Origin of the sequence: Janthinobacterium sp. GW458P, assembly GCF_002127585.1 — a bacterium.
Lineage (GTDB): Bacteria > Pseudomonadota > Gammaproteobacteria > Burkholderiales > Burkholderiaceae_D > Janthinobacterium.
The window spans coordinates 20,016-46,629 of sequence record NZ_NEGZ01000015.1 but is presented as its reverse complement, the minus strand read 5'-3'; the positions used below and the strand labels follow the sequence as shown (position 1 = coordinate 46,629).

General features: G+C 63.0%; 25 protein-coding genes. 9 read left to right on the top strand and 16 right to left on the bottom strand.

Annotated elements, in window-relative coordinates:
• Nucleotides 1–59 precede the first annotated feature (59 nt).
• The 9 genes from CBW50_RS11405 to CBW50_RS11365 all read right to left on the bottom strand — a co-directional run bounded on the left by CBW50_RS11405 (nucleotide 60) and on the right by CBW50_RS11365 (nucleotide 11,070).
• Entirely contained in the window at nucleotides 60–1,079 is a 1,020-nt protein-coding gene (locus tag CBW50_RS11405) for an aromatic ring-hydroxylating dioxygenase subunit alpha (protein WP_086145657.1), read from the bottom strand.
• Nucleotides 1,076–1,708, bottom strand: coding sequence for a NeuD/PglB/VioB family sugar acetyltransferase (locus CBW50_RS11400; RefSeq protein ID WP_086145656.1), 633 nt, complete (start codon nucleotides 1,706–1,708; stop codon nucleotides 1,076–1,078). The genes CBW50_RS11405 and CBW50_RS11400 overlap by 4 nt, the downstream gene beginning before the upstream one ends.
• Nucleotides 1,709–1,716: 8 nt before the next feature.
• Entirely contained in the window at nucleotides 1,717–2,475 is a 759-nt protein-coding gene (locus CBW50_RS11395; protein WP_086145655.1) for an SDR family NAD(P)-dependent oxidoreductase, read from the bottom strand.
• 3 nt (nucleotides 2,476–2,478) lie between these two features.
• Nucleotides 2,479–3,534, bottom strand: a complete 1,056-nt coding sequence (locus CBW50_RS11390; protein ID WP_086145654.1) for a ketoacyl-ACP synthase III — start codon at nucleotides 3,532–3,534, stop codon at nucleotides 2,479–2,481.
• A gap of 2 nt (nucleotides 3,535–3,536) precedes the next feature.
• Nucleotides 3,537–3,755 carry an acyl carrier protein gene (locus CBW50_RS11385; protein WP_086145653.1) on the bottom strand — a complete coding sequence of 73 codons (219 nt, stop codon included), beginning with the start codon at nucleotides 3,753–3,755 and terminating at the stop codon, nucleotides 3,537–3,539.
• Nucleotides 3,756–3,799: 44 nt separating this feature from the next.
• A complete protein-coding gene (locus CBW50_RS11380; RefSeq protein WP_086145652.1) occupies nucleotides 3,800–4,816 on the bottom strand; it encodes a 3-oxoacyl-ACP synthase III family protein in 1,017 nt (338 codons plus the stop codon).
• A 43-nt stretch (nucleotides 4,817–4,859) separates the two neighbouring features.
• The gene (locus CBW50_RS11375; RefSeq protein WP_086145651.1) at nucleotides 4,860–5,975 is read right to left on the bottom strand and encodes a DegT/DnrJ/EryC1/StrS aminotransferase family protein; all 1,116 of its coding nucleotides are present in this window, start codon (nucleotides 5,973–5,975) and stop codon (nucleotides 4,860–4,862) included.
• A complete protein-coding gene (locus tag CBW50_RS11370; protein ID WP_086145650.1) occupies nucleotides 5,972–9,184 on the bottom strand; it encodes a tetratricopeptide repeat protein in 3,213 nt (1,070 codons plus the stop codon). Before CBW50_RS11370 ends, CBW50_RS11375 begins: the two co-directional genes overlap by 4 nt.
• Nucleotides 9,185–9,393: 209 nt before the next feature.
• Nucleotides 9,394–11,070: an electron transfer flavoprotein-ubiquinone oxidoreductase gene (locus tag CBW50_RS11365; RefSeq protein ID WP_172404736.1), complete on the bottom strand. Its 1,677-nt coding sequence runs from the start codon at nucleotides 11,068–11,070 to the stop codon at nucleotides 9,394–9,396.
• A 251-nt stretch (nucleotides 11,071–11,321) separates the two neighbouring features.
• Here CBW50_RS11365 and CBW50_RS11360 point away from each other — a divergent pair, with 251 nt between their 5' ends.
• From CBW50_RS11360 to CBW50_RS11350, 3 genes are all read left to right on the top strand, one after another.
• Complete coding sequence (locus CBW50_RS11360; protein ID WP_070221564.1) at nucleotides 11,322–12,098, top strand: SDR family oxidoreductase; 777 nt, start codon at nucleotides 11,322–11,324, stop codon at nucleotides 12,096–12,098.
• A gap of 169 nt (nucleotides 12,099–12,267) precedes the next feature.
• Nucleotides 12,268–12,780 carry a methyltransferase domain-containing protein gene (locus CBW50_RS11355; RefSeq protein ID WP_253251928.1) on the top strand — a complete coding sequence of 171 codons (513 nt, stop codon included), beginning with the start codon at nucleotides 12,268–12,270 and terminating at the stop codon, nucleotides 12,778–12,780.
• Between the two features lie 47 nt (nucleotides 12,781–12,827).
• Nucleotides 12,828–13,604, top strand: coding sequence for a phytanoyl-CoA dioxygenase family protein (locus tag CBW50_RS11350; protein ID WP_226935568.1), 777 nt, complete (start codon nucleotides 12,828–12,830; stop codon nucleotides 13,602–13,604).
• 9 nt (nucleotides 13,605–13,613) lie between these two features.
• Here the strand turns inward: CBW50_RS11350 and CBW50_RS11345 are convergent, their stop codons facing one another.
• The gene (locus tag CBW50_RS11345) at nucleotides 13,614–14,180 is read right to left on the bottom strand and encodes a LuxR C-terminal-related transcriptional regulator (protein ID WP_086145647.1); all 567 of its coding nucleotides are present in this window, start codon (nucleotides 14,178–14,180) and stop codon (nucleotides 13,614–13,616) included.
• Between the two features lie 147 nt (nucleotides 14,181–14,327).
• Here CBW50_RS11345 and CBW50_RS11340 point away from each other — a divergent pair, with 147 nt between their 5' ends.
• Both CBW50_RS11340 and CBW50_RS11335 read left to right on the top strand, forming a co-directional pair.
• The gene (locus tag CBW50_RS11340; protein WP_086145646.1) at nucleotides 14,328–15,026 is read left to right on the top strand and encodes a CoA transferase subunit A; all 699 of its coding nucleotides are present in this window, start codon (nucleotides 14,328–14,330) and stop codon (nucleotides 15,024–15,026) included.
• 157 nt (nucleotides 15,027–15,183) lie between these two features.
• The gene (locus tag CBW50_RS11335) at nucleotides 15,184–15,834 is read left to right on the top strand and encodes a CoA transferase subunit B (RefSeq protein WP_086145708.1); all 651 of its coding nucleotides are present in this window, start codon (nucleotides 15,184–15,186) and stop codon (nucleotides 15,832–15,834) included.
• A gap of 51 nt (nucleotides 15,835–15,885) precedes the next feature.
• Here the strand turns inward: CBW50_RS11335 and CBW50_RS11330 are convergent, their stop codons facing one another.
• Together CBW50_RS11330 and CBW50_RS11325 are read right to left on the bottom strand one after the other, a co-directional pair.
• Entirely contained in the window at nucleotides 15,886–16,296 is a 411-nt protein-coding gene (locus tag CBW50_RS11330; RefSeq protein WP_086145645.1) for a DoxX family protein, read from the bottom strand.
• 248 nt (nucleotides 16,297–16,544) lie between these two features.
• The gene (locus CBW50_RS11325; RefSeq protein WP_086145644.1) at nucleotides 16,545–17,846 is read right to left on the bottom strand and encodes a dicarboxylate/amino acid:cation symporter; all 1,302 of its coding nucleotides are present in this window, start codon (nucleotides 17,844–17,846) and stop codon (nucleotides 16,545–16,547) included.
• Nucleotides 17,847–18,222: 376 nt separating this feature from the next.
• On the opposite strand from CBW50_RS11325, the gene CBW50_RS11320 reads away from it, so the two are divergent.
• From CBW50_RS11320 to CBW50_RS11310, 3 genes are read left to right on the top strand one after another with little or no spacing between them, the layout of a single operon-like run.
• A complete protein-coding gene (locus CBW50_RS11320; RefSeq protein WP_086145643.1) occupies nucleotides 18,223–19,104 on the top strand; it encodes an alpha/beta hydrolase in 882 nt (293 codons plus the stop codon).
• A gap of 54 nt (nucleotides 19,105–19,158) precedes the next feature.
• Complete coding sequence (locus CBW50_RS11315) at nucleotides 19,159–19,509, top strand: RidA family protein (protein WP_086145642.1); 351 nt, start codon at nucleotides 19,159–19,161, stop codon at nucleotides 19,507–19,509.
• A 40-nt stretch (nucleotides 19,510–19,549) separates the two neighbouring features.
• Nucleotides 19,550–21,799 carry a bifunctional (p)ppGpp synthetase/guanosine-3',5'-bis(diphosphate) 3'-pyrophosphohydrolase gene (locus tag CBW50_RS11310; protein WP_086145641.1) on the top strand — a complete coding sequence of 750 codons (2,250 nt, stop codon included), beginning with the start codon at nucleotides 19,550–19,552 and terminating at the stop codon, nucleotides 21,797–21,799.
• A gap of 143 nt (nucleotides 21,800–21,942) precedes the next feature.
• Here CBW50_RS11310 and CBW50_RS11305 read toward each other — a convergent pair whose 3' ends face one another.
• The 3 genes from CBW50_RS11305 to CBW50_RS11295 form a co-directional block, all read right to left on the bottom strand.
• Complete coding sequence (locus tag CBW50_RS11305) at nucleotides 21,943–22,893, bottom strand: cation diffusion facilitator family transporter (protein ID WP_086145640.1); 951 nt, start codon at nucleotides 22,891–22,893, stop codon at nucleotides 21,943–21,945.
• Nucleotides 22,894–23,012: 119 nt separating this feature from the next.
• The gene (locus CBW50_RS11300; RefSeq protein WP_086145639.1) at nucleotides 23,013–23,888 is read right to left on the bottom strand and encodes a pirin family protein; all 876 of its coding nucleotides are present in this window, start codon (nucleotides 23,886–23,888) and stop codon (nucleotides 23,013–23,015) included.
• Nucleotides 23,889–23,956: 68 nt separating this feature from the next.
• Entirely contained in the window at nucleotides 23,957–24,556 is a 600-nt protein-coding gene (locus tag CBW50_RS11295; RefSeq protein WP_086145638.1) for an FMN-dependent NADH-azoreductase, read from the bottom strand.
• 125 nt (nucleotides 24,557–24,681) lie between these two features.
• On the opposite strand from CBW50_RS11295, the gene CBW50_RS11290 reads away from it, so the two are divergent.
• Complete coding sequence (locus tag CBW50_RS11290; RefSeq protein ID WP_086145637.1) at nucleotides 24,682–25,587, top strand: LysR family transcriptional regulator; 906 nt, start codon at nucleotides 24,682–24,684, stop codon at nucleotides 25,585–25,587.
• A 17-nt stretch (nucleotides 25,588–25,604) separates the two neighbouring features.
• Here CBW50_RS11290 and asd read toward each other — a convergent pair whose 3' ends face one another.
• Nucleotides 25,605–26,453 carry an archaetidylserine decarboxylase gene (gene asd / locus CBW50_RS11285; RefSeq protein WP_086145636.1) on the bottom strand — a complete coding sequence of 283 codons (849 nt, stop codon included), beginning with the start codon at nucleotides 26,451–26,453 and terminating at the stop codon, nucleotides 25,605–25,607.
• Nucleotides 26,454–26,614 lie beyond the last annotated feature (161 nt).

Sequence of the window (26,614 nt, the reverse complement as noted above, 5' to 3'; positions counted from 1 at the left end):
TTTTTTAAAATTATTTTTAAAAAAGTTTCACATCGGCCGGCGGACTCGCCGCCAGCCCCCTAGGACCGGCTTGCCGCCACGATGCAGGCCCGGAAATGCGCGATCTTTGCCTCGTCGCTGGAAAGGACCTTGAAGCGCGCACTGTCGGCCGCCTGGACGGCGATGCGCTTGCAGATGGCATGGTCTTCCTCGAACACCTGGCGGTTCATCTGCGCGCTCGAGTCGAAAAAGCCCTGCAGCGTGGCGCTGGCGGCGGGTTTGGTCGCGGCCTTGAGCAGGCGGCTGGAGAAATGCGTGCGCTGCGCTTGCGTTGACGGAAAGAAATGCTGCAGCGAATACGAATACGAAAATGTCGACGAGAGCATGGTAAACGGGAACAGGTACAGGCTCTGGTAACCCTCGAACTGGCTGTCGAGCTGGAACAGGCGTTTGACGGAGCGCAGCTTCCTGGCCATGCCCGCATTGCCCAGCGGGGCTTGCCACACGGAAGTCCACTCCGTGAAGCGGTTCTCGCCGTCGCCCAGTTGCAGTTGCGCCAGCGATTCCGGGTGCACGAACGGCACGTGCAGCGGTTCGAGCGCATTTTCCAGCGCGATGCGCCAGTCGCACTCGAAGTCATAGGCGTTGAAATCGCCCAGGCCGTCGACGTTGAAGGACATGTTTTCCAGCAGGGCCTGCGTCTCGCCCAGCTGCGCGCCGAGCGACAGGCGCGGCCGTGGCGAGGCGAACAGGAAATCGGCGCACCAGTCCAGCTGCAGCACCTGCAGGCGGGCGTTGTCCAGCTCGGCCGGGGCGTAGCGTTCGCGGCAGGGGATGTGCATGGCGCCGGCCCGGTAGGCCCAGCCATGGTAGGGGCAGGCCAGCGGCGCATTGCCGCGTTTTGCAGTGAAGAAGCGCGTGCCGCGGTGCGGACACAGGTTGTCGAAGGCGATCAGCTCGCCCTGGTCGTTGTAGACGACCACTTCCTCGCCCAGCCAGTCGAGCTTCAGATAGTCGCCGCTGGAGGGCAATTCGCTGCGGTGGCACAGCAGGTGCCAGAACTGGTCGCGCAGCTGCCGCGTTTCGGAGTGGATGGTCATAATGTCTTTGCGGGTGGAGCGTAAACGGTGGCGCCGGCGGCCACGCGGCGCATGACGACGGCGCCGGCGCCCACGGTGGCGCCGGCGCCGATGCGCACGCGCGGCAGGATGGATGCGCCCGAGCCGACCATGACGGCCTGGCCCAGATGCACGCCGCCCGTGATGTCGACGTGCGAACTGAGCGTGCAGCCCGGTTCCAGCACTGCATCATGGCCGACGCTGGCGTAGCTGTTGATGGTGACATAGTCGCCCAGTTCGCTGCCTGCCGAGACGAGGGCGAACGGGCAGACGACGGCGCCCTGGCCGATGCGGGCCGTGCGCGCGACAATGGCGCTGGGGTGGATCAGGGTATGGAAGCGGGCGCCGCGCGCGGCCAGCATCTGCGCCACTTCCAGCCGGGCTTTCGGCGCGCCGATGGCCAGCAGCAGCGCTTCGCCGGGCGCCGGCTGGTAGCCGCCGATGCTGCCCAGCACGGGATACGGGTAGTCGGCGTCGAGCACGGCCGAGGGCGGCAGCGTGTCGTCGAGCAGGCCGCCGATGCGGGCGGTAGCAGGGTCGAGGCTGTCTTCCAGCCAGCACAGCAATTCTCGGGCGAAGCGTCCGGCGCCGACGATGAGGATGGTTTGCATGGGCACTCCTAACGGGCCAGGTAGCCGCCGTCGACGGCCCAGGTGGCGCCGCTGACCCAGCGGGCCGCCGGCGACAGCAAAAAGGCCGCCGTCTGCGCGATGTCGCTGCTGCGGCCGAAGCCGAGCGGATGGCGTTCCGCGTAGGCGCGCATGGCCTCGTCCGGCAAGCCGCGGCTCAGGCGCGCGTGCATTTCCGTTTCGACGGCGCCGGCGGCAATGCTGTTGACGCGCATGCCGCGCGGCGCCAGTTCCACGGCCAGGGCGCGCACCAGGCCGTCGATGGCGGCCTTGGCGGCCGAATACACGCTCATGCCGGACTGGCCGCTCTGGCCCGCCACGGAAGACATGAAGAGCAGGGCCGCGCCATCGCTGAGCACGCCGCGCAGGGCGGCGCCGCGCGCCAGCGCCAGCGCCGTCTTGACGCTGGAGGCGAAGACCTCGTCAAACTGCTGGGCCTTGGACAATTTGACCGGGCGCAATAACTCGATGCCGGCCGCATGGAAGATGCCGCTCAGGGGCGCCTCCTGCGTGGCCTGCCTGAGGAAGTCGACGATGTGGTCGCCGCCGTCGAGTTCGAGCACTTCGGCGCGGTGGCCGCTGCCGTCAAGCGCCTGCAGGGTTTGCTCCAGGCGAGCCGGGTCGCGTCCGCTGATCAGCAGTTGCGCGCCGCAGCGCGCCAGCAGCAGGGCCGTGTCGCGGCCGATGCCGGACGAGGCGCCGGTGACGAGGATGCGCTGGCCGGCCAGCATGTCGGGTTGAAAGATCATGGTTCAGACTTCGATAAGGCGGTTGACGGTCAGCGATTGCAGGCCCAGCACGGCCGCCGACCAGGAGTAGCCGACGCCAAAGCCGAACATGGCGATGGTCTGGCCCTGTGCCGCCGCCCCCAGGCTGTCGGCGATCAACAGGGGGATGGAGGCGCTGGACGTGTTGCCATAGCGGTCCATGTTGATCGGCGCGCGCCCGGCCGGCAATTTGGCTTTTTTGATAATGTGCTTGAGCATGAAGGTATTTGCCTGGTGAAACAGGAAGGCATCGACCTCGTCGCTCGTGCGGCCAGCCAGGCGCAGCAGGTCCGCTACCAGCGGCGGAATGCTTTTCAGCGTGAAATTGAAGATTTCGCCGCCGTCCATGTACAGCTTGGCCGGATCGCGCTGCGCCAGCCGCGCATCGTCGCCCGCGTAGGGGCGGCAGGCGCTGGCGGCCATCATCAGGTGGCGTTCGCCGCCGCCGTCGCTGCCGACGATGAAATGGGCGGGCGCCGCCGCCGCATCGAATTCCAGCGCCGTGGCCGTGCCGGCGTCGCCGAACAGCAGCGCGGTGGCGCGGTCGGTCTCGTCGACGGTCTTGCTGATGGTGTCGCCCACCAGCAGCAGGATGCGGCACATGGCCTGGCCATCGAGCATCTTCGCCGCCAGCCACAGGCCATACGCGTAGGCAGAGCAGCCGAGGTTGATGTCGAAGGCGGCGCAGGCCTTGTGCAGGCCCAGCCGTCCATGCAGGGCGCAGGCGGTGGCCGGCAGCACGTAATCGGGGGTTTGCGAAATGAAGATCAGGGCGTCGATGCTGTCGCGCTCCCAGCCCAGGTCGTCGAGCAGGGTTTGCGCCGCCGCCTGGCACAGGTCGGCCGTCGTCTGGCCGTCGGCGGCGCGGCGGCGCGACTGCACGCCGATCATCTTGCTCACGTCGGCCACGGCCTCGGCGCCGAAGCGCTCGGCCAGGTCGGCATTGTGGACCTGCGTGCGCGGCAGCGCGCACACCACGCCGCGCATGGCCAGATGGGCGGTGCTGAACGGCAGTCCCGATTCCAGGCGCTGGCTGGACATGGTCAGACCTTGACGGCGATCAATGCCAGCACGTCGGCCAGGGTTTCGCAATTGGCCAGGGCCTGGCCTTCGAGCATCTGATCGAACAGTTCGTCGGCCAGGGCGATGGTGGAAATGATGGCCAGCGAATCCCAGGCGTAATCGCCCAGTTTCAGGCCCGGCACGACCTTGTCGGCGTCGATTTCCAGAATGTCGGCCATGCCGTTGAAAAATTCTTGCATTGTGTTTCCTTTCAGAGAAGTTCAGTGCGCAGGCGCGCGGACGCCTACAGTCGCGCCAGCGTGCCGGCCCAGGAATAGCCGACGCCAAAGCCCAGCAGCAGGGCCGTGTCGCCCGGCCGGATGCGCCCCGAGGCGCGCGCGCGGGCGATGGCGATGGGAATGGTCGAGGAGACGGTATTGCCGACAGTATCGATTTCAATCACAAATTTGTCTTCCGGAATACGGATTTTGCGGCGCAAGGCGTCCAGCATGAATTTGTTTGCCTGATGGAAAATCACGTGATCGATGTCATCGAGGGTCTTGCCGGCCGTCTCCAGCAGCTCCTGCATTGTACGCGGCACGGCGCCCAAGGTGAACTGGACGATCTGCGCGCCATCCATGAACAGGTCGTCCTGGCTGCGCCAGTTGCCGGACGCGTCCTCGACGGGGACGGCCGTGGCCGCGCTGCGGGCCGTGCGCATGCCGCCGGCCGGCACGATCAGGTTGTTCGCGCCGCTGCCGTCCGTGCCCAGGACGAACGGTCCCAGCGCCAGTTCGGGCGCGCCGCCGGCGATCACGCTGGCGGCGGCGCCGTCGCCGAACAGCGTGCGTACGCTGCGGTCGCGCGCGTTGATGTACTTGGAATAGGTGTCGGCCGTCAGCAGCAGCACCTTCTTGCGGATGCCGCTCTCGATCAGGCCCTTGGCCATGGCCAGCGCGTAGACGTAGCCGGAACAGCCGAGGTTGATGTCGAGCGCGCCGCACGAGGTCGGCAAGCCGAGCCGCTGCTGCAGCACGCAGGCGCTGCTGGGCAGCAGGTAGTCGGGCGCCTGCGTGCACAGGATCAGGAAATCGATGTCGCCGCGCGCGATGTCATGCGTGGCGAACAGTTTTTCCGCGGCATGGAACGCCAGGTCGCTGGCCGTTTCATGTGCCGCGGCGATATGACGCTGTGCAATGCCTGTCTTGTCGAGGATTTTTTGCGCCGGCCAGTCGATGAATTCCTGTTCCAGCGCGGCATTCGTCAGGATCGCCTGCGGCAGGTGGCAGGCGATCGCGGTAAGGTGGGCGTAGTGGGACATGCGGTGGCCGTTTGTTCTGGGTCAATAGGGATGGGCGCGGCGCTCAGGCAGGCCCGGCGATCAGGGCGGTGATCGCATCCACGCTCGACAGCTCGAGGGCAGGGTAGATCGGCAGGCAGATCACCTGGGACGCGGCCAGGCGCGCCACCGGCAGATTGGCGTGCACGGCGGACGGCATGCCGCGGTACATGGGGAAATCGCTGATGAGCGGGTAGAAATAGCGGCGCGCATAGATCTGGTGATCGCGCAGCCGCTGGAACAGGGCGTCGCGCGCCAGCGGATACTCGGGGCCGACGAGGATGGGGAAGTAGGCGTGATTGGCCGCTTCCGCATCGGCCGCTTCCAGGCAGGTGATGCCGGCGATGCCGGCCAGGCGCTGGCGGTAGTGGGCGTCGATGCCGCGCCGCTGCTGGCGCGCCTGGTCGATGCCCTTCAGCTGCAGCAGGCCGAAGGCGGCATTGATTTCGCTCATCTTGCCATTGATGCCGGCGGCGACGACCGTGACTTCGTCGACAAAGCCGAAATTTTTCAGATGGTCGATGCGCTGCTTGGTCTTGGCGTCCGGGCAGACGATGGCGCCGCCTTCGAAGGTGTTGAAGATCTTTGTCGCGTGAAAGCTGATCACGGACAGGTCGCCGTAATTGAGCACGCTTGTGCCCTGATGGCGCACGCCGAACGCATGCGCGGCGTCATAGATGACCTTCAGATCATAATTGTCGGCAATCTTCTGGATGGCGTCGACATCGCAGGGCTGGCCATAGCAGTGCACGGGCATGATGGCCGTGGTCTGCGCCGTGATGGCCGCCTCGATGCGCGCCGGATCGAGGTTCAGCGTGCGCGCATCGATGTCGGCGAAGACGGGCTTGATGTCGTTCCACAGCAGCGAATGGGCCGTGGCAACGAAGGAATACGGCGTCGTGATGACTTCGCCCTTCACGCGCAAGGCTTGCAAGGCCGTCATCAATGCCAGCGTTCCATTGGTAAACAGGCAGATATGCCGCACGCCCAGGTAGTCGCACAGCGCTTTTTCCAGCTGCTGGTGGAAGGGGCCGCCATTGGTGAGGATCTTGTTTTGCCAGATGCTTTCCAGGTATGGCAGGAAATCCTGCAGGTCCGGCAGCAGCGGCTGGGTGACGTAGATGGGTTTGGAGTCGCTCATGCTGCCAGCTCCCCGGGCAACTGGCTGTCGAGCGGCGCATCGAAGCTCGCTGGCGGCAGGCCCGCGCACCAGCGCTGCCAGGCCAGGCGCAGGCTGTTGGCCACGCCTTCCGCAATCAACTTCGGCTGGCCCAGCGCCGTTTGCGCCAGGCGGTGCCGGGTGCTGAAGCGGTAGGCGCCCAGCAGCATGGGGTTGGCCGCCATGTACAGGGCCTTGCTGACAAATTCCTCGTCGTCGCGGGCGATGAATTCCTCCAGCTGCACATGGCGCAGTATCGAGGTGCCGGCGCGGCTTGGTACTGTCGGTCCGGCAACGGTAAGGGTGGGCACGCCCATCCACAAGCCGTGGAAGGTGGTGGTGCCGCCGCCGTACGGCGCCGTATCGAGGCAGATGTCGACGCGGTGATGCATGGCCAGGAAGTTGGCCATGTTGGCGCGCGGCTCGAAGATCAGGCGGTCGGCGCTGATGCCTTCTTCGGCGAACCACGCCGTCAGGCCGGGGTGGGGACCGGGCGCCGGCATGGCCGCCAGCAGCATCCTGGCGTCCGGGATGGCGCGCAAGACCTTGGCCCAGCGCGCGATGGTTTGGCGGTTGAGCTTGTTAGGGCGGTTGAAGCTGCCGAACGTCAGGTATTTGTTCTTCAGCACCGGCGCCGGCAGGATGCCGTCCGCATGCTCCGATGGCAGGAACGGGGCGATGGTCGGCAGCAGTATCAGTTTTTCCGTGAAATGGCTGGCGAATGTCTCCGGCGGCGAGAAATGGCGGTCGCCCAGATAATAATCCATGGCCTGCAGGCCCGTGGTCAGCGGATAGCCGATCCAGCTCATCTGTATGGGCGCCGGCTTGCGGGCAAAGGCCAGCAGGCAATTCTTGGCCGTGTGCCCGGACAGGTCGATCAGGATGTCGATGCCGTCGGCGCGGATGCGCTCGGCCAGCTTTTCCTGGCTCAGGTGGGTCACTGGCAGCCAGTTGGGCAGCAGTTGCGCGATGCGCATGGTGACGTTGTCGACGCGGCTATTGTTGTAGTACGCATACAGCGCAAACTGCGGCATCGTCACCAGTTCTTCAAGCAGGGGCGTAATGAAATGCGCCACGGCGTGGTTGCAGAAGTCGCCCGAGACCAGGCCGATCTTCAACTGGCGCTGCGGGTCGCGCTCGTTCGCATGCGGCTGCCATGCGGCGCGCAGCGGCGTTTCGTAGCGTTCACCGAAGCCGAAATGGTCGGCCACCATGGCGGCGGGGTCGTCGGCATGCATGTGTGACAGGCCGAACAGCATGTTGCTGTAGACCTCATCGTACTGCGGATACCTGGCCAGGGCCGTGCGGCAGGCCTGGACGGCGTCGTCGGTGCGGCCCATCTCGCTGTAGGTCGCGCACGTGTTCAAATGGGAGCCGATGAAGTCGTCCTGGATTTCCAGCGAGCGCGCATAGCTGGCCAGCGCTTCGTCGTAGCGCTTCAGCGAGCGCAGGCAATTGCCCATCGTAAAGTGCACGCGGCTGGAGTCGGGCGCGATTTCGCGCGCGCGCTGCAGATACTCGAGCGCCCGCTCCGACTGGCCGCTATCCTCGAACGCCACGCTCAGGTTGCAATGGATCAGCGATGAGCGCGGGTCCAGTTCCAGCGCGTGCTGGTAGATGCGGATCGCCTCGGGATAATCGCCGGCGTCCTGCACGGCGATGGCCAGGTCATTGTGCAGGTTGGCGACATCGGGCGCCAGCGCGAGCGCTTGCCGGTAAGCGACTTGCGCTTCCTCAAAGCGGCGCATTTGCTTGAGGCAATGTCCGAGGCAGGTGTGCGCCTGCAGCTTGTCGGGCGCCAGCTGTACCGCGCGCTGGTGCAGGGCCAGTGCTTCGTCGAGTTCGCCGACCGATTGCAGGCCCAGGCCCAGCTGGGTGTGCGCGTCGGCGCTGTCCGGCTGCAGCTGCAGGGCCCGGCGATAGCTGGCGATCGCCGCATCGAATTCGCCCAGGCTCACCAGCACGCCGCCCAGGTTGGACTGGGCCTGGGAATAGTCGGGCTGCACGGCCAGCGCCTGGCGATAGGCATCGGCGGCCTCGTCGAGGCGCTGCTGCGACTGCAGGCTGTTGCCCAGGCCATTCCACAGGTCCGCATGGCGCGGCGCCAGCGACAAGGCGCTGCGGTAGCTCGCTTCCGCCTGCGGGTACTGTTCCAGATTCTGTAGCGCGGCGCCGAGGTTGCTGTGCGCCATCACCAGCCGGGGATCGAGCGCCAGCGCGCGGCGATAGCTGTCGGCCGCTTCTTCATTGCGCTCCAGCCCCTGCAGGGCGTTGCCCAGATTGCAGAGCACTTCGGCGTCGCCGGGCATGCTTGCCAGGGCGGCGTGGTAGGCGCTGACGGCGCCGTCGAGATCGCCACGCGCCTTGCGTGTGTTGCCCAGGTTAAAGTGCGCCATGCCATAGTCGGGCCGCAGGGCAATGGCCCGCAGGTAGGATGCTTCCGCTTCCGCCAGGGCGCCGAGCGCCTGCAGGGCGCCGCCCAGGTTGCTGTGCGCCTCGGCGAACGCCGGATTGAACTGCAGCGCCTGCTGGTAGGACTGGACCGCCTGCGCGTGTTCCCCGCGCGCCTGCCACGCATTGGCCAGGTTGCAATGGGCTTCGGCGTCATACGGGGTGAGCTGCACCGTGGTTTGCAGCGCGTCGAGGGCGTCCTTGCCCTGCGCCTGCAGGACGGTGCCGAGCACGCTCCAGGCAAAATCGGAGGTGGGGTAGCGGGCGATCAGCGCCCGGGTGGCCGTTTCCATTTCCGCGTACCGTGCCGCCTGGTACAGCGCCACCACGTGCTGGCATTCGTCGGCCGTCGGCGCGGCGGCAATCGCCGCGGCTATGCGCGCGCGCAAGGCGTGCGCCTGGTCGTTATCGAGGCCGCGGCCGATGGCCGTGTCGATGATGTCGAGCGCTTCGTCCCGTTCGCCGGCCTTGAGCAGGCCCTCGGCAAGCGACAGCCAGAACTGGCCTTCGTCGGGATTGACCGACAGCGCCTTGCGCAGATACGGCAGTCCTGCCCGGAACTGGCCGACCTGGCCGGCCAGCAAACCCATATTGTGGTTGGCGATGGCATGGTAGGGCTGTTCTTGCAGGATGCCGACATACAGGTCTTCCGCCTCTTCCAGGCGGCCAGCCTGGTGCGCTTCAAGTGCCAGCGCCAGTTGGGTGTCGAGTTGCGTTTCCGGGGTGGCGTCAGCGTTCATGAGAGGGAAGGAAAATGTACCAGCGGCAATTGTAACTGCTGGGAGTGGCGAATAGAAAATTTCCCCATGGAATTTTGCTCCAGAGCATCATTGAGCAAATTTCCCTGTTCCTGGCACGCCACAGGGGACGGAAAGATTGCGATAAAAATAAAAAAAGCGCGGCGACCCGAGGGTGCCGCGCTGTTGTCGCCTGTTACGCGCGAGAACGACTACATGTTCGGATAATTCGGTCCGCCGCCGCCTTCCGGCGTCACCCACACGATATTCTGCGTCGGGTCCTTGATGTCGCAGGTCTTGCAGTGCACGCAGTTTTGCGCATTGATCTGCAGGCGTTCGGCGCCGTCGTCGTTCTTCACGAACTCGTACACGCCGGCCGGACAGTAACGGGCTTCCGGACCGGCATACGTGGCCAGGTTGACGTCGACGGGCACGCTGGCGTTTTTCAGGGTCAGGTGGATCGGCTGGTCTTCCGCATGGTTGGTGTTCGAGATGAAGACGGAGGACATCTTGTCGAAGGTCAACTTGCCATCCGGTTTCGGATACACGATCTTTTTCGACTGGGCGGCCGGCTTCAGGCATTCGTGGTCGCCGTGCGTGTGGTGCAGGGTCCATGGCGCCTTGCCGCGGAAGATGATCTGGTCGATGCCCGTCATCAGGCTGCCCAGGTACAGGCCCTTCGACAGCCATGGCTTGACGTTGCGCGCCACGTGCAGCTCGTCGTGCAGCCAGGATTGCTCAAACGCAAGCGGGTAGCTGGCCAGCTCGTCGTGCTGGCGCTGTTCGCCCAGCGCGCCGAAGGCCGCCTCGGCCGCCAGCATGCCGCTCTTGATCGCCGCATGGCTGCCCTTGATGCGGCTCATGTTCAAAAAGCCCGCGTCGCAGCCGATCAGCGCGCCGCCCGCGAATACCAGTTTCGGCAACGATTGCAGGCCGCCGGCCGTGATCGCGCGCGCGCCGTAGGAGATGCGCTTGCCGCCTTCGAAGAACTTGCGGATTTCCGGATGCGTCTTGTAGCGCTGGAATTCCTCGTACGGCGACAGGTACGGGTTTTCGTAGGCCAGGCCGACGACGTAGCCGACCATCACCTGGTTGTTTTCCAGGTGATACAGGAAGGAGCCGCCGTAGGTTTTCGCGTCCAGCGGCCAGCCCGTCGAGTGGATCACCAGGCCCGGCTGGTGCAGGGCGGGGTCGATTTCCCACAGTTCCTTGATGCCGATGCCGTACGATTGCGGGTCCTTGCCGGCGTTCAAGTCATATTTGGCCATCAATTGCTTGCCCAGGTGGCCGCGCGCGCCCTCGGCGAACAGGGTGTACTTGGCGTGCAGTTCCATGCCCAGCTGGAAGTCGGGGCCGGGCTGGCCATCGCGCTTGACGCCCATGTTGCCGGTTGCTACGCCTTTCACGGAGCCGTCGTCGTTGTAGAGGATTTCCGCGGCAGGGAAGCCCGGGAAGATTTCCACGCCCAGGTTTTCCGCCTGCTGGCCCATCCAGCGCACCACATTGCCCAGCGAGACGATGTAGTTGCCGTGGTTTTCAAAACAGGCCGGCACGGCGAAGTTCGGCGTCTTGTAGGCCTTCGTTTCGGTCAGGAACAGGATGCGGTCTTCCGTCACGGCCGTGTTCAGGGGCGCGCCCAGTTCCTTCCAGTTCGGGATCAGTTCGGTCAAGGCTTTCGGGTCCATGATGGCGCCCGACAGGATGTGCGCGCCCAGCTCGCCGCCTTTTTCCAGCACGCAGACGGACACTTCCTGGCTTTTTTCCGCCGCCAGCTGCTTCAGGCGGATCGCGGCCGCCAGGCCTGCGGGGCCGCCGCCCACGATGACCACGTCATACTCCATGGTCTCGCGCGGTCCGTACTGTTCAACTAAGTTATTAGGCTGTGTCATGGTCTCGATTGTTATTCACTAAATGGGTGGGTGAGGAATCTTCGAATAAATTTAAGCACGAGTGTGCTTGTTTTTGGCGAGGATTGCAACTTTGGCGCCATTTTGCGTGACATTGCCCCTCGCCGCAATCTAAATCCGGCCATTTTGTGTAATGATGGCGTTTACTTTTGCTCAAGTGCGCTGCGGGGGAATTTGCCCGATTGCCATGGGCATGGCGTAAAGTGTTGTTTAAAACAAAACAGGAGTAGCTCGTGGGCATAGAAGTCAATTTCGAGGGCAAGATTGCCCTGATTACCGGCGCATCGAGCGGCCTCGGCGCGCGCTTTGCGAAAGTGCTGGCCCAGGCCGGCGCCCAGGTCGTGCTGGCCTCGCGCCGTACCGAGCGCCTGAAGGAGTTGCGCGCCGAAATCGAAGCGGACGGCGGCGCCGCGCACGTGGTCTCGCTTGACGTGACCGACTTTGCCAGCATCAAGTCGGCCATCGCGCACGCGGAAACGGAGGCCGGTCCCATCGATATCCTCGTCAATAACTCAGGTGTGTCCACCACGCAACGCCTGGTCGACGTCACGCCCGAAGATTACTCGTTCGTGATGGACACCAATCTGCGCGGATCGTTCTTCGTGGCCCAGCAGACGGCCAAGCGCATGATTGCGCGCGCCAAGGGCGACCCGAAGAAACAGCACCGCATCATCAATATCGCCTCGATGGCGGGCTTGCAGGTGCTGCCGCAGATCGGCGTGTACTGCATGAGCAAGGCGGGCATGGTGCACATGACGCGCGCCATGGCCGTGGAGTGGGGCAAATATGGCATCAACACGAACGCCATCTGCCCCGGCTACATTTCCACGGAAATTAACGAAGATTATTTCGCCACCGAGCAGGGCAAGAAACTGATCGAGATGCTGCCCAATAAACGTCCGGGCAAGCCGGAAGACCTCGACGGCCTGCTGCTGTTGCTGGCGGGCGAGGATTCGCACTTCATCAACGGCGCGATTATCTCTGCCGATGGCGGCATGGCCAGCATGTAAGCGGCATAGGGAAGGTATTGTTGCCACAGGGAAAATTAGCGGCTATGATGTTTTTGCTTGCGGCATAGCGTCCGGGCATAACCACTATACGAGAATTTTTACGATGGCAACTCCTTCGAAGTTTGACAATGACACGTTTCAGCTGGCCCGCGATCACTTGAACGCTTTTGTGGCAAGAACCGCCGCCAAGCTTGCCGGTGAGACGGGCAAGCTGCTGGAAGTGGGGCCGCAGGACCGCTCCACCGTGCGCGAAAACTTCAGCAATTTCAGCGTCGATACCTTTGACATCGTCGACACTTACAGCCCCACCCTGGTGGGCGACATCACCAAGGTCAACTCGGCGATCGCCGACAGCGCCTATGACTGCGTCGTCTGCCTGGAAGTGATTGAACATACGCTCAATCCGTTCGACACCGTCAAGGAAATCCGCCGCATCCTCAAGCATGAAGGCTATCTGCTCATTTCCGCCCCCTTGAACTGGCGCATACATGGCCCGATTCCGGACTGCTGGCGCATTACCGAGCATGGCTGGAGCGCCTTGCTGCGTGATTTCGACATCATTGAAATTGATATTCTCGAAACGCCTGACCGCGAGTTGTTTCCTATCAAATATAACGTGCTGGCGAAATGCAATAAGTTCAAAAACACGCAAGATAATGAACTGACGTTCCGTTTTATCTAGGAGTGGCGATGGCATTGGCTGTATCGAATGAGCAGGCCGCGGACGTCTTGCAGCGCATCAGCGGGGACCAGTTCCTGCCGGAGGTATTCCGGGAGACGGGCGTTTTTGTCGTGCGCAATGCCATTGCGCCGGATCTGCTGGCGCAATGGCAGCATGAGTGGGATAGCTTTTATGACGCCAAGCTACGTGCCGGCCGCAATGTCAGCCAGGCCAATCCCGTTTCCCTGACCGAAGAACTGCCTGCAAAACTGCTGGAAATGTACCGCGCGCCGGTATATGCCGCTACGCTGACGCGGATATTTGGTCCCGACGTGGCGCTGTACAATCACCGCTTCGTCATCAAGGATGCATTCAGTCCGAACAAGGTATTCCTGCATCAGGATAGCTGTTATCACCTTGGCAATCTGAATAAATGCAGCATTTTTACCGCCTTGAGCCGCGTCGACGAGGATAACGGTGCGATGAGTTTTTATGTCGGTTCGCATAAACTCGGTTATCTCGGCGATGCCGGCGAAATCAATCCCGACAGTTTCAGCATCAAGTTCGCCAGGGTCACGCCGGTCCTGAACCCCGGTGATTTCGTGGTCATGAACAGCTCGACGTGGCATGAGTCGGGACCGAACGTGTCTGGCGTTCACCGCATTCTGGCCGATACGATTTTCCAGCCGGCGGACGACCCGACGGGCAAGGAACTGGTGTCGGGCGAGTGGAAGACCGATATTTTCTATTCGCCGCTCAATTGCATCCAGTATTTTGCCAACTCCAGGGTGCTGAAAATCATCAAGTACGAAAAAGCGATGCGGGAGCAGGCCGGCACGCCGTAAACGTCGGCCTCAGCGCTGCAGCTGCAGTCCCACCAGCTTGTGCACCAGTTCCGAAGATGTGGCGGCGGCGAACTTGCGCATCAGCTTGGCGCGGTGCATTTCCACCGTGCGGGGGCTGAGGTCGATCTGGCGGGCGATCACCTTGCTGGTCTTGCCTTCCACCAGCAGGGCGGCGATTTCGCGCTCGCGCGGGGTCAGCTCCGCCGTCACGGGACGTTTCTCGCTGACATCCTCGAACGTCCAGATGCCCGCTCCCAGCGGTTGGTTCGGCAGCATGGCGTGGCCCGTGACGTGGCACCAGAACAATTCTCCATTGCTGCGGCGCATGATGCGCTCGTCCGAATAGCGGCCCCTGGCGTTCATGATGGGGATGATGCGGTCACCCGTGCGCAGGAATTCGTCGTGCGTGGGGTAGAGTACCTCGAAGGACTGGTCGTCGAGCTGGGCGCGCGCGTAGCCGAACATGGCCGCCAGCGCCTCGTTGCAGCTGCGCATGATGCGGTTTTCCGACATGCACATGCCCACGGGCGCGTGCAGGAAGATGCTTTCATAATCGATGGCTGACGCGGCGTTCATCTGATACGTATCACTCTCACAGGGGGATGGCCGGCACGGCGCCGGTAGTTCTACGGTATTGTACTTTCCACTCGCGTATTTTATGCTGAGTCGCTGCCTGAGTCATGGACTCAAGACCAAAGCTTAACAAAAGATAGAGGGACACCCATGAATAAAGTTTATCCTGACGCCGCCTCGGCGCTGGCCGGTATCGTCCAAGATGGCCAGACCATCGCCGTCGGCGGCTTCGGCCTGTGCGGCATTCCCGAAGCCCTGATCGGCGCCTTGCGCGATTCGGGCGTGACGGGCCTGACGGCCATTTCCAACAACGCCGGCGTGGACGGCTTCGGCCTGGGCCAGCTGCTCACCACGCGCCAGATCAAGAAAATGATCGCCTCCTACGTGGGCGAAAACAAGGAGTTCGCGCGCCAGTACCTGGCGGGCGAATTGGAACTGGAATTCACGCCGCAAGGCACCCTGGCCGAGAAACTGCGCGCCGGCGGCGCCGGCATCCCCGCCTTCTTCACCAAGACGGGCGTGGGCACCATCGTTGCCGACGGCAAGGAACTGCGCGAATTCGACGGCGAACAATACGTGATGGAACGCAGCCTCGTGGCCGACGTGGCGCTGGTCAAAGCCTACATGGCCGACCGCGCCGGCAACCTGATCTATCGCAAGACGGCGCGCAATTTCAACCCGAACGTGGCCATGGCGGGCAAGATCACCATCGTCGAAGTGGAAAAACTGGTCGAAGTGGGCGAGATCGACCCGGACCAGGTGCATACGCCGAGCATCTTCGTGCACCGCATCGTGGTCAACGCGAACCCGGAAAAACGCATCGAGCAGCGCACAGTGCGCACTGACTAATAAATAGAAGATTTACGCATGGCAAAACCGTAGCGAGTGGCAGTGATTTGTGGTTAAGAAGCGCAACCGTACTTGAGTACGGTGAGCATCGCAGGCCGCAAAGCGCGCCGCACAGTAGGTTTGGACAGGCGTTTCACGAAAATTGAGGGAGATGATCATGGCTTGGACGAGAGATGAAATGGCCGCGCGCGCGGCGCAAGAGCTGCAGGACGGCTTTTATGTGAACCTGGGCATCGGCTTGCCGACCCTGGTGGCCAACTATGTGCCGGACAACATGGAAGTATTCCTGCAGTCGGAAAACGGCTTGCTGGGCATCGGCCCGTTTCCCACCGAGGATGAGGTCGACGCCGACCTGATCAACGCGGGCAAGCAGACGGTGACGGCCTTGCCCGGCGCCGCCTACTTCAGCTCGGCCGATTCATTTGGCATGATTCGCGGCGGCAAGATCAACCTGGCCATCCTGGGCGCCATGCAGGTGTCGGAAAAGGGCGACCTGGCGAACTGGATGATTCCAGGCAAGATGGTCAAGGGCATGGGCGGCGCGATGGACCTCGTTGCCGGCGTCAAGCGCGTCGTCGTGCTGATGGAGCACGTGGCCACGGCCAAGGATGGCACGACGTCGCACAAGCTGCTCAAGCAGTGTGATTTGCCGCTGACGGGCGTGGGCGTGGTCGACGTCATCATCAGCGACCTGGGCGTGATCGACGTGACGGAAAACGGTTTGAAGCTGGTGGAACTGGCGCCGGGCGTGACCAAGGAGCAGGTGCAGGCGGCCACGGGCGCGGAACTGGACGTTTCCGCCGTGTAAGCAGGCGGATGCTCGTATCGAAGAAGGGCGGACAGCGATGTCCGCCCTTTTTTATGCGCCCGCCTTGCCGCGCAAGCCGTCGAGGCTGTAGGCGCCGCCGCCCGCCGCCGCGAAGTACAGGAAGGTGAAGCAGTACATCACGGCCATTTCACCGCCGTTCAGGATGGGCAAAAAGCCGGCCGGCGCATGCGCGATGAAATAGGCGGCCGCCATCTGGCCCGACAGGATGAAAGCGACGGGCCGCGTGAACAGGCCCAGCAGCAGCAGGGTGCCGCCCGCCAGTTCGATGACGCCGGCCGCGCCCATCAGGGAAAACAGTTGCAGGCCGTCGAACATGGCCACGTGCGGCGCGCCGAACAGTTTTGCCGTGCCGTGCTGCAGGAAGAGGAAGCCGAGGATGATGCGAAGCAGGCCCAGCAAACGTGGGGACCAGGTGGCGTAGAAGGCGGGCGTGAGGGTCATGAGGTACTCCATTCAAAAGGTGGATGGTTCGCTGTCAGACTGGCATTAACGCCGTGTCATTATGCGCGAGCCTGGTGGCGAACAGTCAGTCAGTACTGTAATGGTTTTGCATTCATTGATCATCGTGATAAATATTGATGGATGATTTACTGTTTGTTGATGATGGCATATGCTGCGCGCGCATGAAAAAAGCCCCGCGGATCGCTCCGCGGGGCTTTTCAATGCTGAGTATCAATGGCAGGTAAGGCTTACTTGACGATATTCACGGTCGGTGCAACGTAGGCGTCGTCGGCCGGGTGGGTGGGATGGGCCAGCTCGCTGTGCAGCTTGTCCATGTCCAGTTCTTTTTCCCATTTCGACACGACGATGGTGGCCACGCCGTTGCCCACAAAATTGGTCAGCGCGCGGCATTCGCTCATGAAGCGGTCGATGCCCAGGATCAGCGCCATGCCGGCCACGGGAATCGTCGGCACCACGGCCAGGGTGGCGGCCAGGGTGATGAAGCCGGCGCCCGTGATGCCGGACGCGCCTTTCGAGGTCAGCATCGCCACGCCCAGAATGGTCAGTTCCTGCCAGATCGTCAGGTCCGTGTTGGTGGCCTGTGCCACGAACAGGGCCGCCATGGTCATGTAGATGTTGGTGCCGTCCAGGTTGAACGAGTAGCCGGTAGGCACGACCAGGCCGACCACCGGTTTCGAGCAGCCCAGGCGCTCGAGTTTTTTCATCAGGGCCGGCAGGGCCGATTCCGACGAGCTGGTGCCGAGCACGATCAGCAGCTCTTCCTTGATGTACAACAGGAAGCGGCCGATGGAGAAGCCCGTGTACTTGGCGATGGCGCCCAGCACGACGAAGACGAACAGGAAGCAGGTCAGGTAGAACGAACCCATCAGCTTGGCCAGCGGGATCAGCGAAGCCAGGCCGTATTTACCGATGGTAAAAGCCATTGCACCGAAGGCGCCGATCGGAGCGACTTTCATGATGATGTTGACCATGCCGAAGATGGCATGCGACAGCTCGTCGATCAGCTTCGTGACGGGACGGCCGCGCTCGCCCAGCAGGGACAGCGAGAAGCCGAACAGGATGGCGATGAGCAGCACTTGCAGGATGTCGCCCTTGGCGAAGGCGTCGACGAAGGTCTTCGGGATGATATTCATCAGGAAGTCGACCGTCGACATGCCTTCGGCGTGCGTGTATTGCGCGATCGACTTGGCGTCCAGGTGGGCCGGATCGGCATTGAAGCCGGCGCCCGGTTTCAGGATATTGGCAACCAGCAAGCCGATGGCCAGCGCGAAGGTGGACACCACCTCGAAGTACAGCAGCGCCTTGCCGCCCACGCGGCCGATTTTCTTGACGTCCTGCATGCCCGCGATGCCGGAGACCACGGTGCAGAAGATCACGGGGGCGATGATCATCTTGATCAGCTTGATGAAGCCGTCGCCCAGCGGTTTCATGTCGACGGCGTTCGAAGGGTAGAACACCCCCAGCAGCACGCCGGCGACGATGGCGAACAGCACCTGCACGTACAGGATTTTATAGAATGGTTTTTTCACGAGTGGTCTCCTCTTGCGGGTTGATGCTGCGATCATCCGCCCATTGGCAGGCGTGCTCAATTGTGGATAACCGCAGATATGCATTTTCGCTATATCGGGTATTGCGCCATACAGCGCATGCTGCGGCGCAGCATTTCAGGCGTGCGCTTGGAGCATTGCCCGCGCTGCGCTACACTGCCGTAGCATCGCGCGCGAGGCAACTGGCAAATCGCCGGTTTCTTTATTTTTTACTACCAAATAAAACGACGCCGGACAAAACCGTAGCGAGCGGAAGGGAGTTGTGGCCGAGAAGCGCAACCGTACTGAAGTACGGTGAGCATCGCAGGCCGTAAACACCGACGCGCAGTAGGTTTTCTCCGGTGTTATAAGGAATGGCATGATCGAAGCGAGCATCAAGTCAGTGCAATGCATCTCCCCCGCAGGCCTGCACACCATGTCCTACAAGGAATGGGGTGCGCCCGACAATCCGAACGTGCTCGTCTGCGCCCATGGCGTGACGCGCGTGGCGGACGACTTCGACAGCCTGGCGCGCGCCATGGCCAGCGATTACCGCGTGATCTGCCCCGACGTGGTGGGACGCGGGCGCTCGGGCTGGCTGGCCAATCCGCAGTTCTACCGCATACCGCAGTACGTGAGCGACATGGTGACCTTGCTGGCGCGCGTGCTGGCCAACGGCGAACGCCAGACAGTGGACTGGTTCGGCACCTCGATGGGCGGCTTGATCGGCCTGGGCCTGGCTTCGCTGCCGGACAGCCCGATCAGCAAGCTGGTCTTGAACGATATCGGCCCCACGCTGGCGCCCGAAGCCTTGCAGCGCATCGGCGACTACATCGGCCAGGACTTGCGTTTCGATACCTTCGAGCAGGGCGCCAGATTCGTGCGCGACGTGTCCGCCAGCTTCGGCCCGCACACGGATGCGGAATGGCATAAACTGGCAGTGGACGTCTTGCGCCAGGACAAGGATGGTCACTGGCGCCGCCACTATGATATGGGCCTGGCCATGCCGTTCCGCTCGGCCACGCCGGAATCGGCGGCCAGCGACGAAGCCATGCTGTGGGCCGCGTATGATGCCGTGCGCTGCCCCACCTTGCTGGTGCGCGGCGCGGAATCGGATCTGCTGTCGCACGCGACGGCGCAGATCATGCTGGGCCGCGGCCCGAAGGCGCAACTGGTCGAGATCGAGGGCGTGGGCCATGCGCCCACCTTCATCCACGACGACCAGATCGCCATCGCGCGCCAGTTTTTGCTGGGAAAGTAATCAGATATCAAGCAGTACCGCTGTACCGATTTTGAAACAACCGAAAGAAGAAGCATGGAAATTACACGACTGCACGTAGGCAAACGCCTGTCTGAAGTAGCGATACACAACAGCACCATCTACCTGGCGGGTCAGATCGCCGAAGACACGACGCAGGACATCGTCGGCCAGACGCGCGAAGTGCTCGGTCACGTCGACCGTTTGCTGATGGAAGCGGGCAGCGACAAGACTTGCATCCTGTCATGCCAGATCTACATCGCCGACATGAAGGATTTCGACGGCATGAATGCAGTGTGGGACGACTGGGTCGCATCAAGCCACACGCCGCCGCGCGCCACGGTGGAAGCGAAGCTGGCCAATCCGGCTTGCCTGGTAGAAATCGTCATCATCGCTGCAGAACGCTAAGTTATTCAGTTATTGAGTTGTTAAGTTTATAAGGTATCACATGGTTTCCATCTCGGCCCCGAATAGCGCCACATCGGAACAACTGGTAGAGGGCTTGAGTGCGCCGGACAGCGCGCGCGTGCTGGATGCGCTCGCGTATGCCACCGCAGCGTATGGCGACAAGCAGACCTTTGCCGGCCGCTCCGCGCTGGAGTTCGCCATCGGCGTGGCTACTACGCTGGCTTTCCTGCGCAGCGATGCGGAAACGCGCATTGCCGGCCTGATGTTCGAGCTGACCCTGCTTGAGCCGGACACGGCGGCGGACATCGAGCCGCGCTTCGGCAAGCAGGTGTGCGACCTGGCGACAGGCGTGCGCCAGCTGATCCGGCTGCGCGCGCTGACCCAGGCGCAGCACGGCGGCGCCGGCGGGCGTGGCAAGAATGCGGCGCAGCAAGCCGTGGCCCAGGTGGAAACCTTGCGCAAGATGTTGCTGGCCATGGCCTCCGACATGCGCGTCGTGCTGGTGCGCCTGGCCGCCTGCGTGACGACCTTGCGCTACTTTGCCGACTTGAAGCTGTTCAATGAAATGACGCGCGAGTACGGCAAGGAAACACTGGATTTGTATGCGCCGCTGGCCAACCGCCTCGGCATCTGGCAGCTGAAGTGGGAACTGGAAGATTTATCGTTCCGCTTCATCGAGCCGGAAGCGTATAAACGCATCGCCAAGATGCTGGAAGAAAAGCGCATGATGCGCGAGGGCTTCGTGTCCTCGGCGATTCTGCGCCTGCAGACGGAACTGGCTTCGGCCGGCATCCAGGCGGAAGTATTTGGCCGCCCGAAACACATTTACAGCATCTGGAACAAGATGCGCGGCAAGGAACTGGACTTTACGGCCCTGTACGACGTGCGCGCCTTCCGCGTCATCGTTGCCGACGTGAAAACCTGCTACACGGTGCTGGGCGTGGTCCACAATATCTGGACCCCCATCCCGAAGGAGTTCGACGATTACATTTCGCGCCCGAAACCCAACGGTTACCAGTCGCTGCACACGGTGGTGACGGCCGAGGATGGCCGCCCGCTGGAAGTGCAGATACGCACGAATGAAATGCACAGCTTTGCCGAATACGGCGTGGCCGCGCACTGGCGCTACAAGGAAGAGGGCGGCTCGAACTTTGCCGGCCAGAAATACGACGAAAAGATCGCCTGGCTGCGCCAGTTGCTGGCCTGGAAAACGGAGGTGGCCGACGCCGTCGTGGGCCAGGAAGAAATCCAGCGCGAATGGGTGGAAAAGCTCAAGTCCGCCACCCTGGATGACCGCATCTTCGTCATGACGCCGCAGGCGCGCGTGCTGGAATTGCCCGTGGGCGCCACGCCCGTCGACTTTGCGTATCACCTGCATACGGACGTGGGCCACCGCTGCCGCGGCGCCAAGGTCGACGGCATCATGGTGCCCCTGAATACGCAGCTGAAGAACGGCCAGACCTGCGAAATCATCACGGCCAAGGGCGCGCCGGGCACGGCCGGGCCGTCGCGCGACTGGCTCAGCGCCGGCTACGCCGTCAGCACGCGCACGCGCTCGAAGATCCGCGCCTGGTTCCATGCCATCGACATGCAGGAAACCCTGGCCCACGGCCGCTCGCTGGTGGAAAAGTCGCTGCAGCGCGAAGGCAAGACGGCCGTCAACCTCGAGGCGCTGGCGCAAAAGCTCGGTTTTGCGAAGGTCGACGAGCTGTTCCTGTCGGTGGGCAAGGATGAATTCAGCCTGCGCCACGTGGAGCAGGCGCTGCACGACAATGGCGAAGTGGTGGTGCCGGAAGACGCCGTGCTGGTCGGCAAGAGCCGCGCCTCCAGCGTGGAGCAGGGCGCCAAGTCCGGCGTGCTGGTGGTCGGTACCGAGGGCTTGATGACGGTGCTGGCCAAGTGCTGCAAGCCGGCGCCGCCGGACAGCATCGTCGGTTTCGTCACGCGCGGCAAGGGCGTCTCCATCCACCGCGCCACCTGCAAGAATTTCGAGGAAATGCGCGCCAAGGCGCCCGAGCGCGTGATTTTTACCGAGTGGGGCAGCACGGGCCACGACACCGTGTATCCGGTCGACATTTTTATTCTTGCTGGCGACCGCCAGGGCTTGCTGCGCGACATCTCCGAAATCTTTTCGCGTGAAAAGATCAACGTGATCGGCGTCAACACCCAAAGCGCCAAGGGCCAGGCCCGCATGACGTTTACGGCCGAGATCAGCTCGACGGCGCAGTTGTTGAAGGCGCTGAATGTGATCAAGGATGTGAGTGGGGTGTTAGAAGCGCGGCGCAGTTGAGGACGTCTGACCAAACCTACTGCGCGTCGGTATAGGCGGCCTGCGATGCTCACCGTACCTTCGTACGGTTGCGCTTCTTAGCCACCCCTCCCTTCCGCTCGCTACGGTTTTGTCAGGCGTTGTGATGTTTGTTGAAATGCCTGTTAGTGGGTCTTGTCACCCTGATGCAACCCCGCCATTGCCGCCGTCTCTGGCTGCAAAGTAATATGGTCGATGCCATGCTTGGCCAGCAACATCTTCTTGATCGCGCGCAATACCTTTGGCCAATGGTCGAGGTGCTCGATTTCCACGTGGCCGATCAGGGCCGGCTGGCCCGGCGACATGTCCCACACATGCAGATCGTGTACGGCAATCACGCCGTCCACCTGCTCCACGTCCGTGCCCACTTCGATGTAGTCGATGTGGTGCGGCACGCCTTCCATCAGGAAATGGTAGGACTCGCGCAGCACGCCGAACGTCGATTTCAGGATCAGCAGCGATACCAGCACGGACAGCAGCGGGTCGATCTGCATCCAGCCCGTGAAGTAAATCACGGCGCCGGCGATGATGGCGGCGACGGAACCGAGCAAATCGCCCATCACGTGCACGAGGGCGGCGCGCGTGTTCACGCTTTGCTTGTCCTTCGACAATACCCACGCCACCACCACGTTGATCGCCAGGCCGATGAAGGCGACGATGAAGACCATGCCGCCCTTGACGGGTTGCGGGGCGGAAAAGCGCAGCACGGCTTCATAGCAGATCCAGCCCACCACGCACAGCATGGCCAGGCCGTTGACGAAGGCGGCCAGCGCCTCGGCGCGGCCAAAGCCGAACGAGTGGCGCGGCGAGGGCGGGCGGCGCGCGATCAGTTGCGCCAGCAGGGCCAGGCCCAGCGCGGCCGCGTCCGTGACCATGTGGCCCGCGTCGGAAATCAGCGCCAGCGAATTGGACAGGAAGCCGGCCGCCACCTCGATGCCGGCAAACGACAGGGTCAGGCCCAGCGCCCACGCGAGGATGCTCTGGCTGCGCCCCTCGAACGAGTGCGTGTGCTTGGCGTCGCCCTTCAGGTGGGCGTGCAAATGGGTGGCGTCGTGTTCGGTGTGCGTCGGCTGCATGGAATGCTTTGTTGAATGAGGTTGCCGTTAGTGTAAATGAAAAGTAACAAAATAGTCGGCACGAAAAAAGACCTGCAGGCCCGGAGGCGCAGCAGGTCTTTTCTTGATACGAAACAATATTACTGCGAGGCAGTCTCGCCAAACTTGCCTTCGCGGAAATCCTGCACGGCCTGGAACACTTCCGCCTGGGTATTCATGACAAACGGGCCATATTGTGCGATGGGCTCGTTCAGGGGCTGGCCGGCGACGAGGATCACGCGGCCGCCTGCGGGCGCTTCGATGCGCACGCCGTCGCTGCCTGGCGTATTGGCGAAGATGGCCATGCGCAGGGCGGGCACGGCCTTGCCGTCCACCCGCACTTCGCCGCGGAAGGCGTACAGGAAGGCGTTATGGCCTGGCGGCAAGGGTTGCTCGAAGCTGGCGCCGGCCGGCAAGTCGATGTCGAGGTACAGCGGCTGCGTCAGTTCGCGCTGCACGGCGCCCGCCACGCCATGGCTCTCGCCGGCGATCACTTGCACGGTCACGCCCGCGTCCGTCGTGTAGCGGGGGATTTCGCTGCTCGTGAAATCGCGGTACCACGGCGTGCGCATCTTGTCGCGCGCGGGCAGGTTCAGCCACAGCTGGAACCCTTCCATCACGCCCGCTTCCTGCTCCGGCATTTCCGAGTGGATCACGCCGCTGCCGGCCGTCATCCATTGCACGCCGCCCGAAGTCAGCAAGCCTTCGTGGCCCGCGCTGTCCTTGTGGCGCATGCGCCCCGTGATCATGTACGAGACTGTCTCGAACCCCCGGTGCGGATGCTCGGGGAAGCCGGCGATGTAGTCGTTCGGCTGGTCGCTGGCAAAGTTGTCGAGCATCAAGAACGGGTCGAGGCGGCGCTGCAGCTGCTGCGTCAGCACGCGGTTGATCTTCACGCCGGCGCCATCCATGACGGCCTGGCCGGCGATCACGCGCTCGACGGCGCGTGGCTTGTTGACGGTGGTGATGTCGCTCATTGTGTTCTCCAGTCGGGAGGAACGGCGCTCGCGCGCCGTCCCGGTTTGATGCCCATCAATCTTTGTATTTATACCAGGATCGCGTTGATCTCGGCATCGGCTAGCGCCTGTGCCTTGGCCACGGCTTCCGGACCCATGCCCATGCCTTCCGAATATACGTACTGCACGTCCGTCATGCCCAGGAAGCCGAACATGGTGTTCAGGTAAGGCACCTGGCTGTCGTTGGCGCTGTCGCGGTGCAAGCCGCCGCGGGACAGGCCCACGTAGACTTTCTTGCCGGTCAAGAGGCCGACGGGGCCGTTTTCCGTGTACTTGAAGGTGACGTTGGCGCGGGCAATTGCGTCGAACCAGCTTTTCAGTTGCACGGTGATGCCGAAGTTGTACATGGGCGCGCCGATGACGATGACGTCCGCCGCTTGCACTTGCGCAATCAGCGCGTCGTCCAGGGCGATGCGGGCCGCCTGTTCCGGCGTACGCTTGTCTGCCGGGGTGAACAGCGCTTGCAGGGTAGGTTCGTCGAGCACGGGATGCGGCTGGGCAGCCAGGTCGCGGCGCGCCAGGGCGGCGCCGGGGTTGGCTGCTTGCACGCGGGCAACGATGGCGTCAGCCAGGCGGGTCGAGGCGGAGCCGGTGCTGCGGGCGCTGGAATTGATTTGCAGGATGTTCATCTTGTTTTCTCCGTTGTGAGGTGTCTTGCGATGGATGAACTATAGCAATTCCAAAATTGATGCGGAAGCCGTTAAAATGGATAACATTAATCCACTCATGGAACAATTGAGCGTAAAGGTAAGCGATGGATATCGATCCCGGAGATTTGCTGCTGTTTGCCCGCGTCGTCGAGTGCGGCAGTTTCAGTCGTGCCGCCGTGCGCGTGGACTTGCCCAAGTCGACCCTGTCGCGCCGCATCTCGCAGCTGGAAGCGAAGCTGGGCGAACGGCTGCTGCTGCGCACCACGCGCAAGCTGGCGCTGACGGAGTTTGGCGCCAGCCTGCTCGAACATGCGCGCAAGGTGGTGGAAGAGACGGAGGCGGCCGGCGCGCTGGCGCAGCACCGGCAGGCGGGCCCCAGCGGCTTGCTGCGCATTTCCATGCCGGCCGACTTCGGCGACGCGCTGATGCGCCAGGTGCTGGCCGAATTCGTGCGCCGCTATCCGGCCATTTCGCTGGAACTGGACTTGTCGGCGCGCCGCGTGGACTTGCTGGAAGAAAATTTCGACCTGGCCATCCGCATGGGCAACTTGCCCGACGACGCCAGCCTGGCGGCGCGCCGCGTGGCCTTCAGCACGCTGGCGCTATATGCCTCGCCGCAATACACGAGCGTGCACGGCTTGCCCGAGCATCCCGACGACCTGTATGGCCATGATTTGCTGAGCCTGCCCCGCGCCGTGCACGGCCTCGTGCACTGGACTTTGATGCGCGGCAAGACGACGTGGGAGCGCGACTTGCCCGTGCGCCTGCTGGCGAATTCGCCGGAATTGCTGGTACGCATGGCCTGCACGGGCGTGGGCATCGCGGCCAGCACGGACCGCTTCGCCAAGGCGTATGTGGCGACGGGGGAACTGGTGCGCGTACTGCCGGAGTGGAGTTTCCCGCTGGTCACGGGCTGGGCCGTGTTTCCCGGCCGGCGCTTGATGCCGGCCAAGACGCGGGCATTTCTGGACTTGATGGAGGAAATGTATCGCACGGATGCGCCCGTGTAGGCGCGCATCCCGCAGGCTTAGCTGGGCACGTTGCCCATGACTTCGCCCAGTTGCACGGGGCCGGCCGGTTGCCAGCTGGCATTAAATTGCACGGTGTCTTGCGGGAACAGCATCACGACGGTGGAACCGAGCAGGAAGCGGCCCAGTTCTTCGCCCTGTTTCAGCACCACATTGTCGTTGGCATAGCTCCAGTCGCGGATCTCGCCCGTGCGGGGCGGGTTGACGACGCCGTGCCAGACGGTGGCCATGCTGCCGACGATGGTGGCGCCCACCAGGGTCATGACGAAGGGGCCGTTGGCCGTGTCGAACACGCAGACGACGCGCTCGTTGCGGGCGAACAGGCCGGGAATGCCGCGCGCCGTCGTCGGGTTGACGGAGAACAATTCGCCGGGCACATAAATCATGCGCGTCAAACGGCCGTCGCAGGGCATGTGGATGCGGTGGTAGTCGCGCGGGCTCAGGTACAGATTGGCGAAGCTGCCGTGCTCGAACTGCGCCGCCAGGGCCGCATCGCCGCCCACCAGGGCCGTGGTGCTGAAATGGTGGCCCTTGGCCTGGAAGATCTGGTCCTTGTCGATCGTGCCGAACTGGCTGATGCGGCCGTCGACGGGGCAGACGTAGTCGGCCCGGGCCAGCGGACGGGCATCGGGGCGCAGCGCGCGCGTAAAGAAATCGTTGAAGCTCGTGTAGTGCGTGATGTCCGGGTCCAGCGCCTCATCCATGTTGACGTTGTAGCGGCCGACGAACCAGCGGATCAAACGCGTGGTCATGGCGCCGCCCTTGGCGCCGGCGATGCGTCCGGCAAAGTTGGTCAGCGCGCCCTTGGGCAGCAGATATTGAGGCAAAACGGCAAGACGGTCAGACACGATGGGAAGCCTTTGACGGGGTGAGCGGAATAATGGCGAAAACGCATTATAGCGGCGATGTGGCGCGCAATGATATGCGCCGTATGCAAGGGTGCGTATCGCAGTCTGCCACCGAATTTAATTTGCTCTAGGAAATATTTTCAGGAAACTGTGTCAGTGGG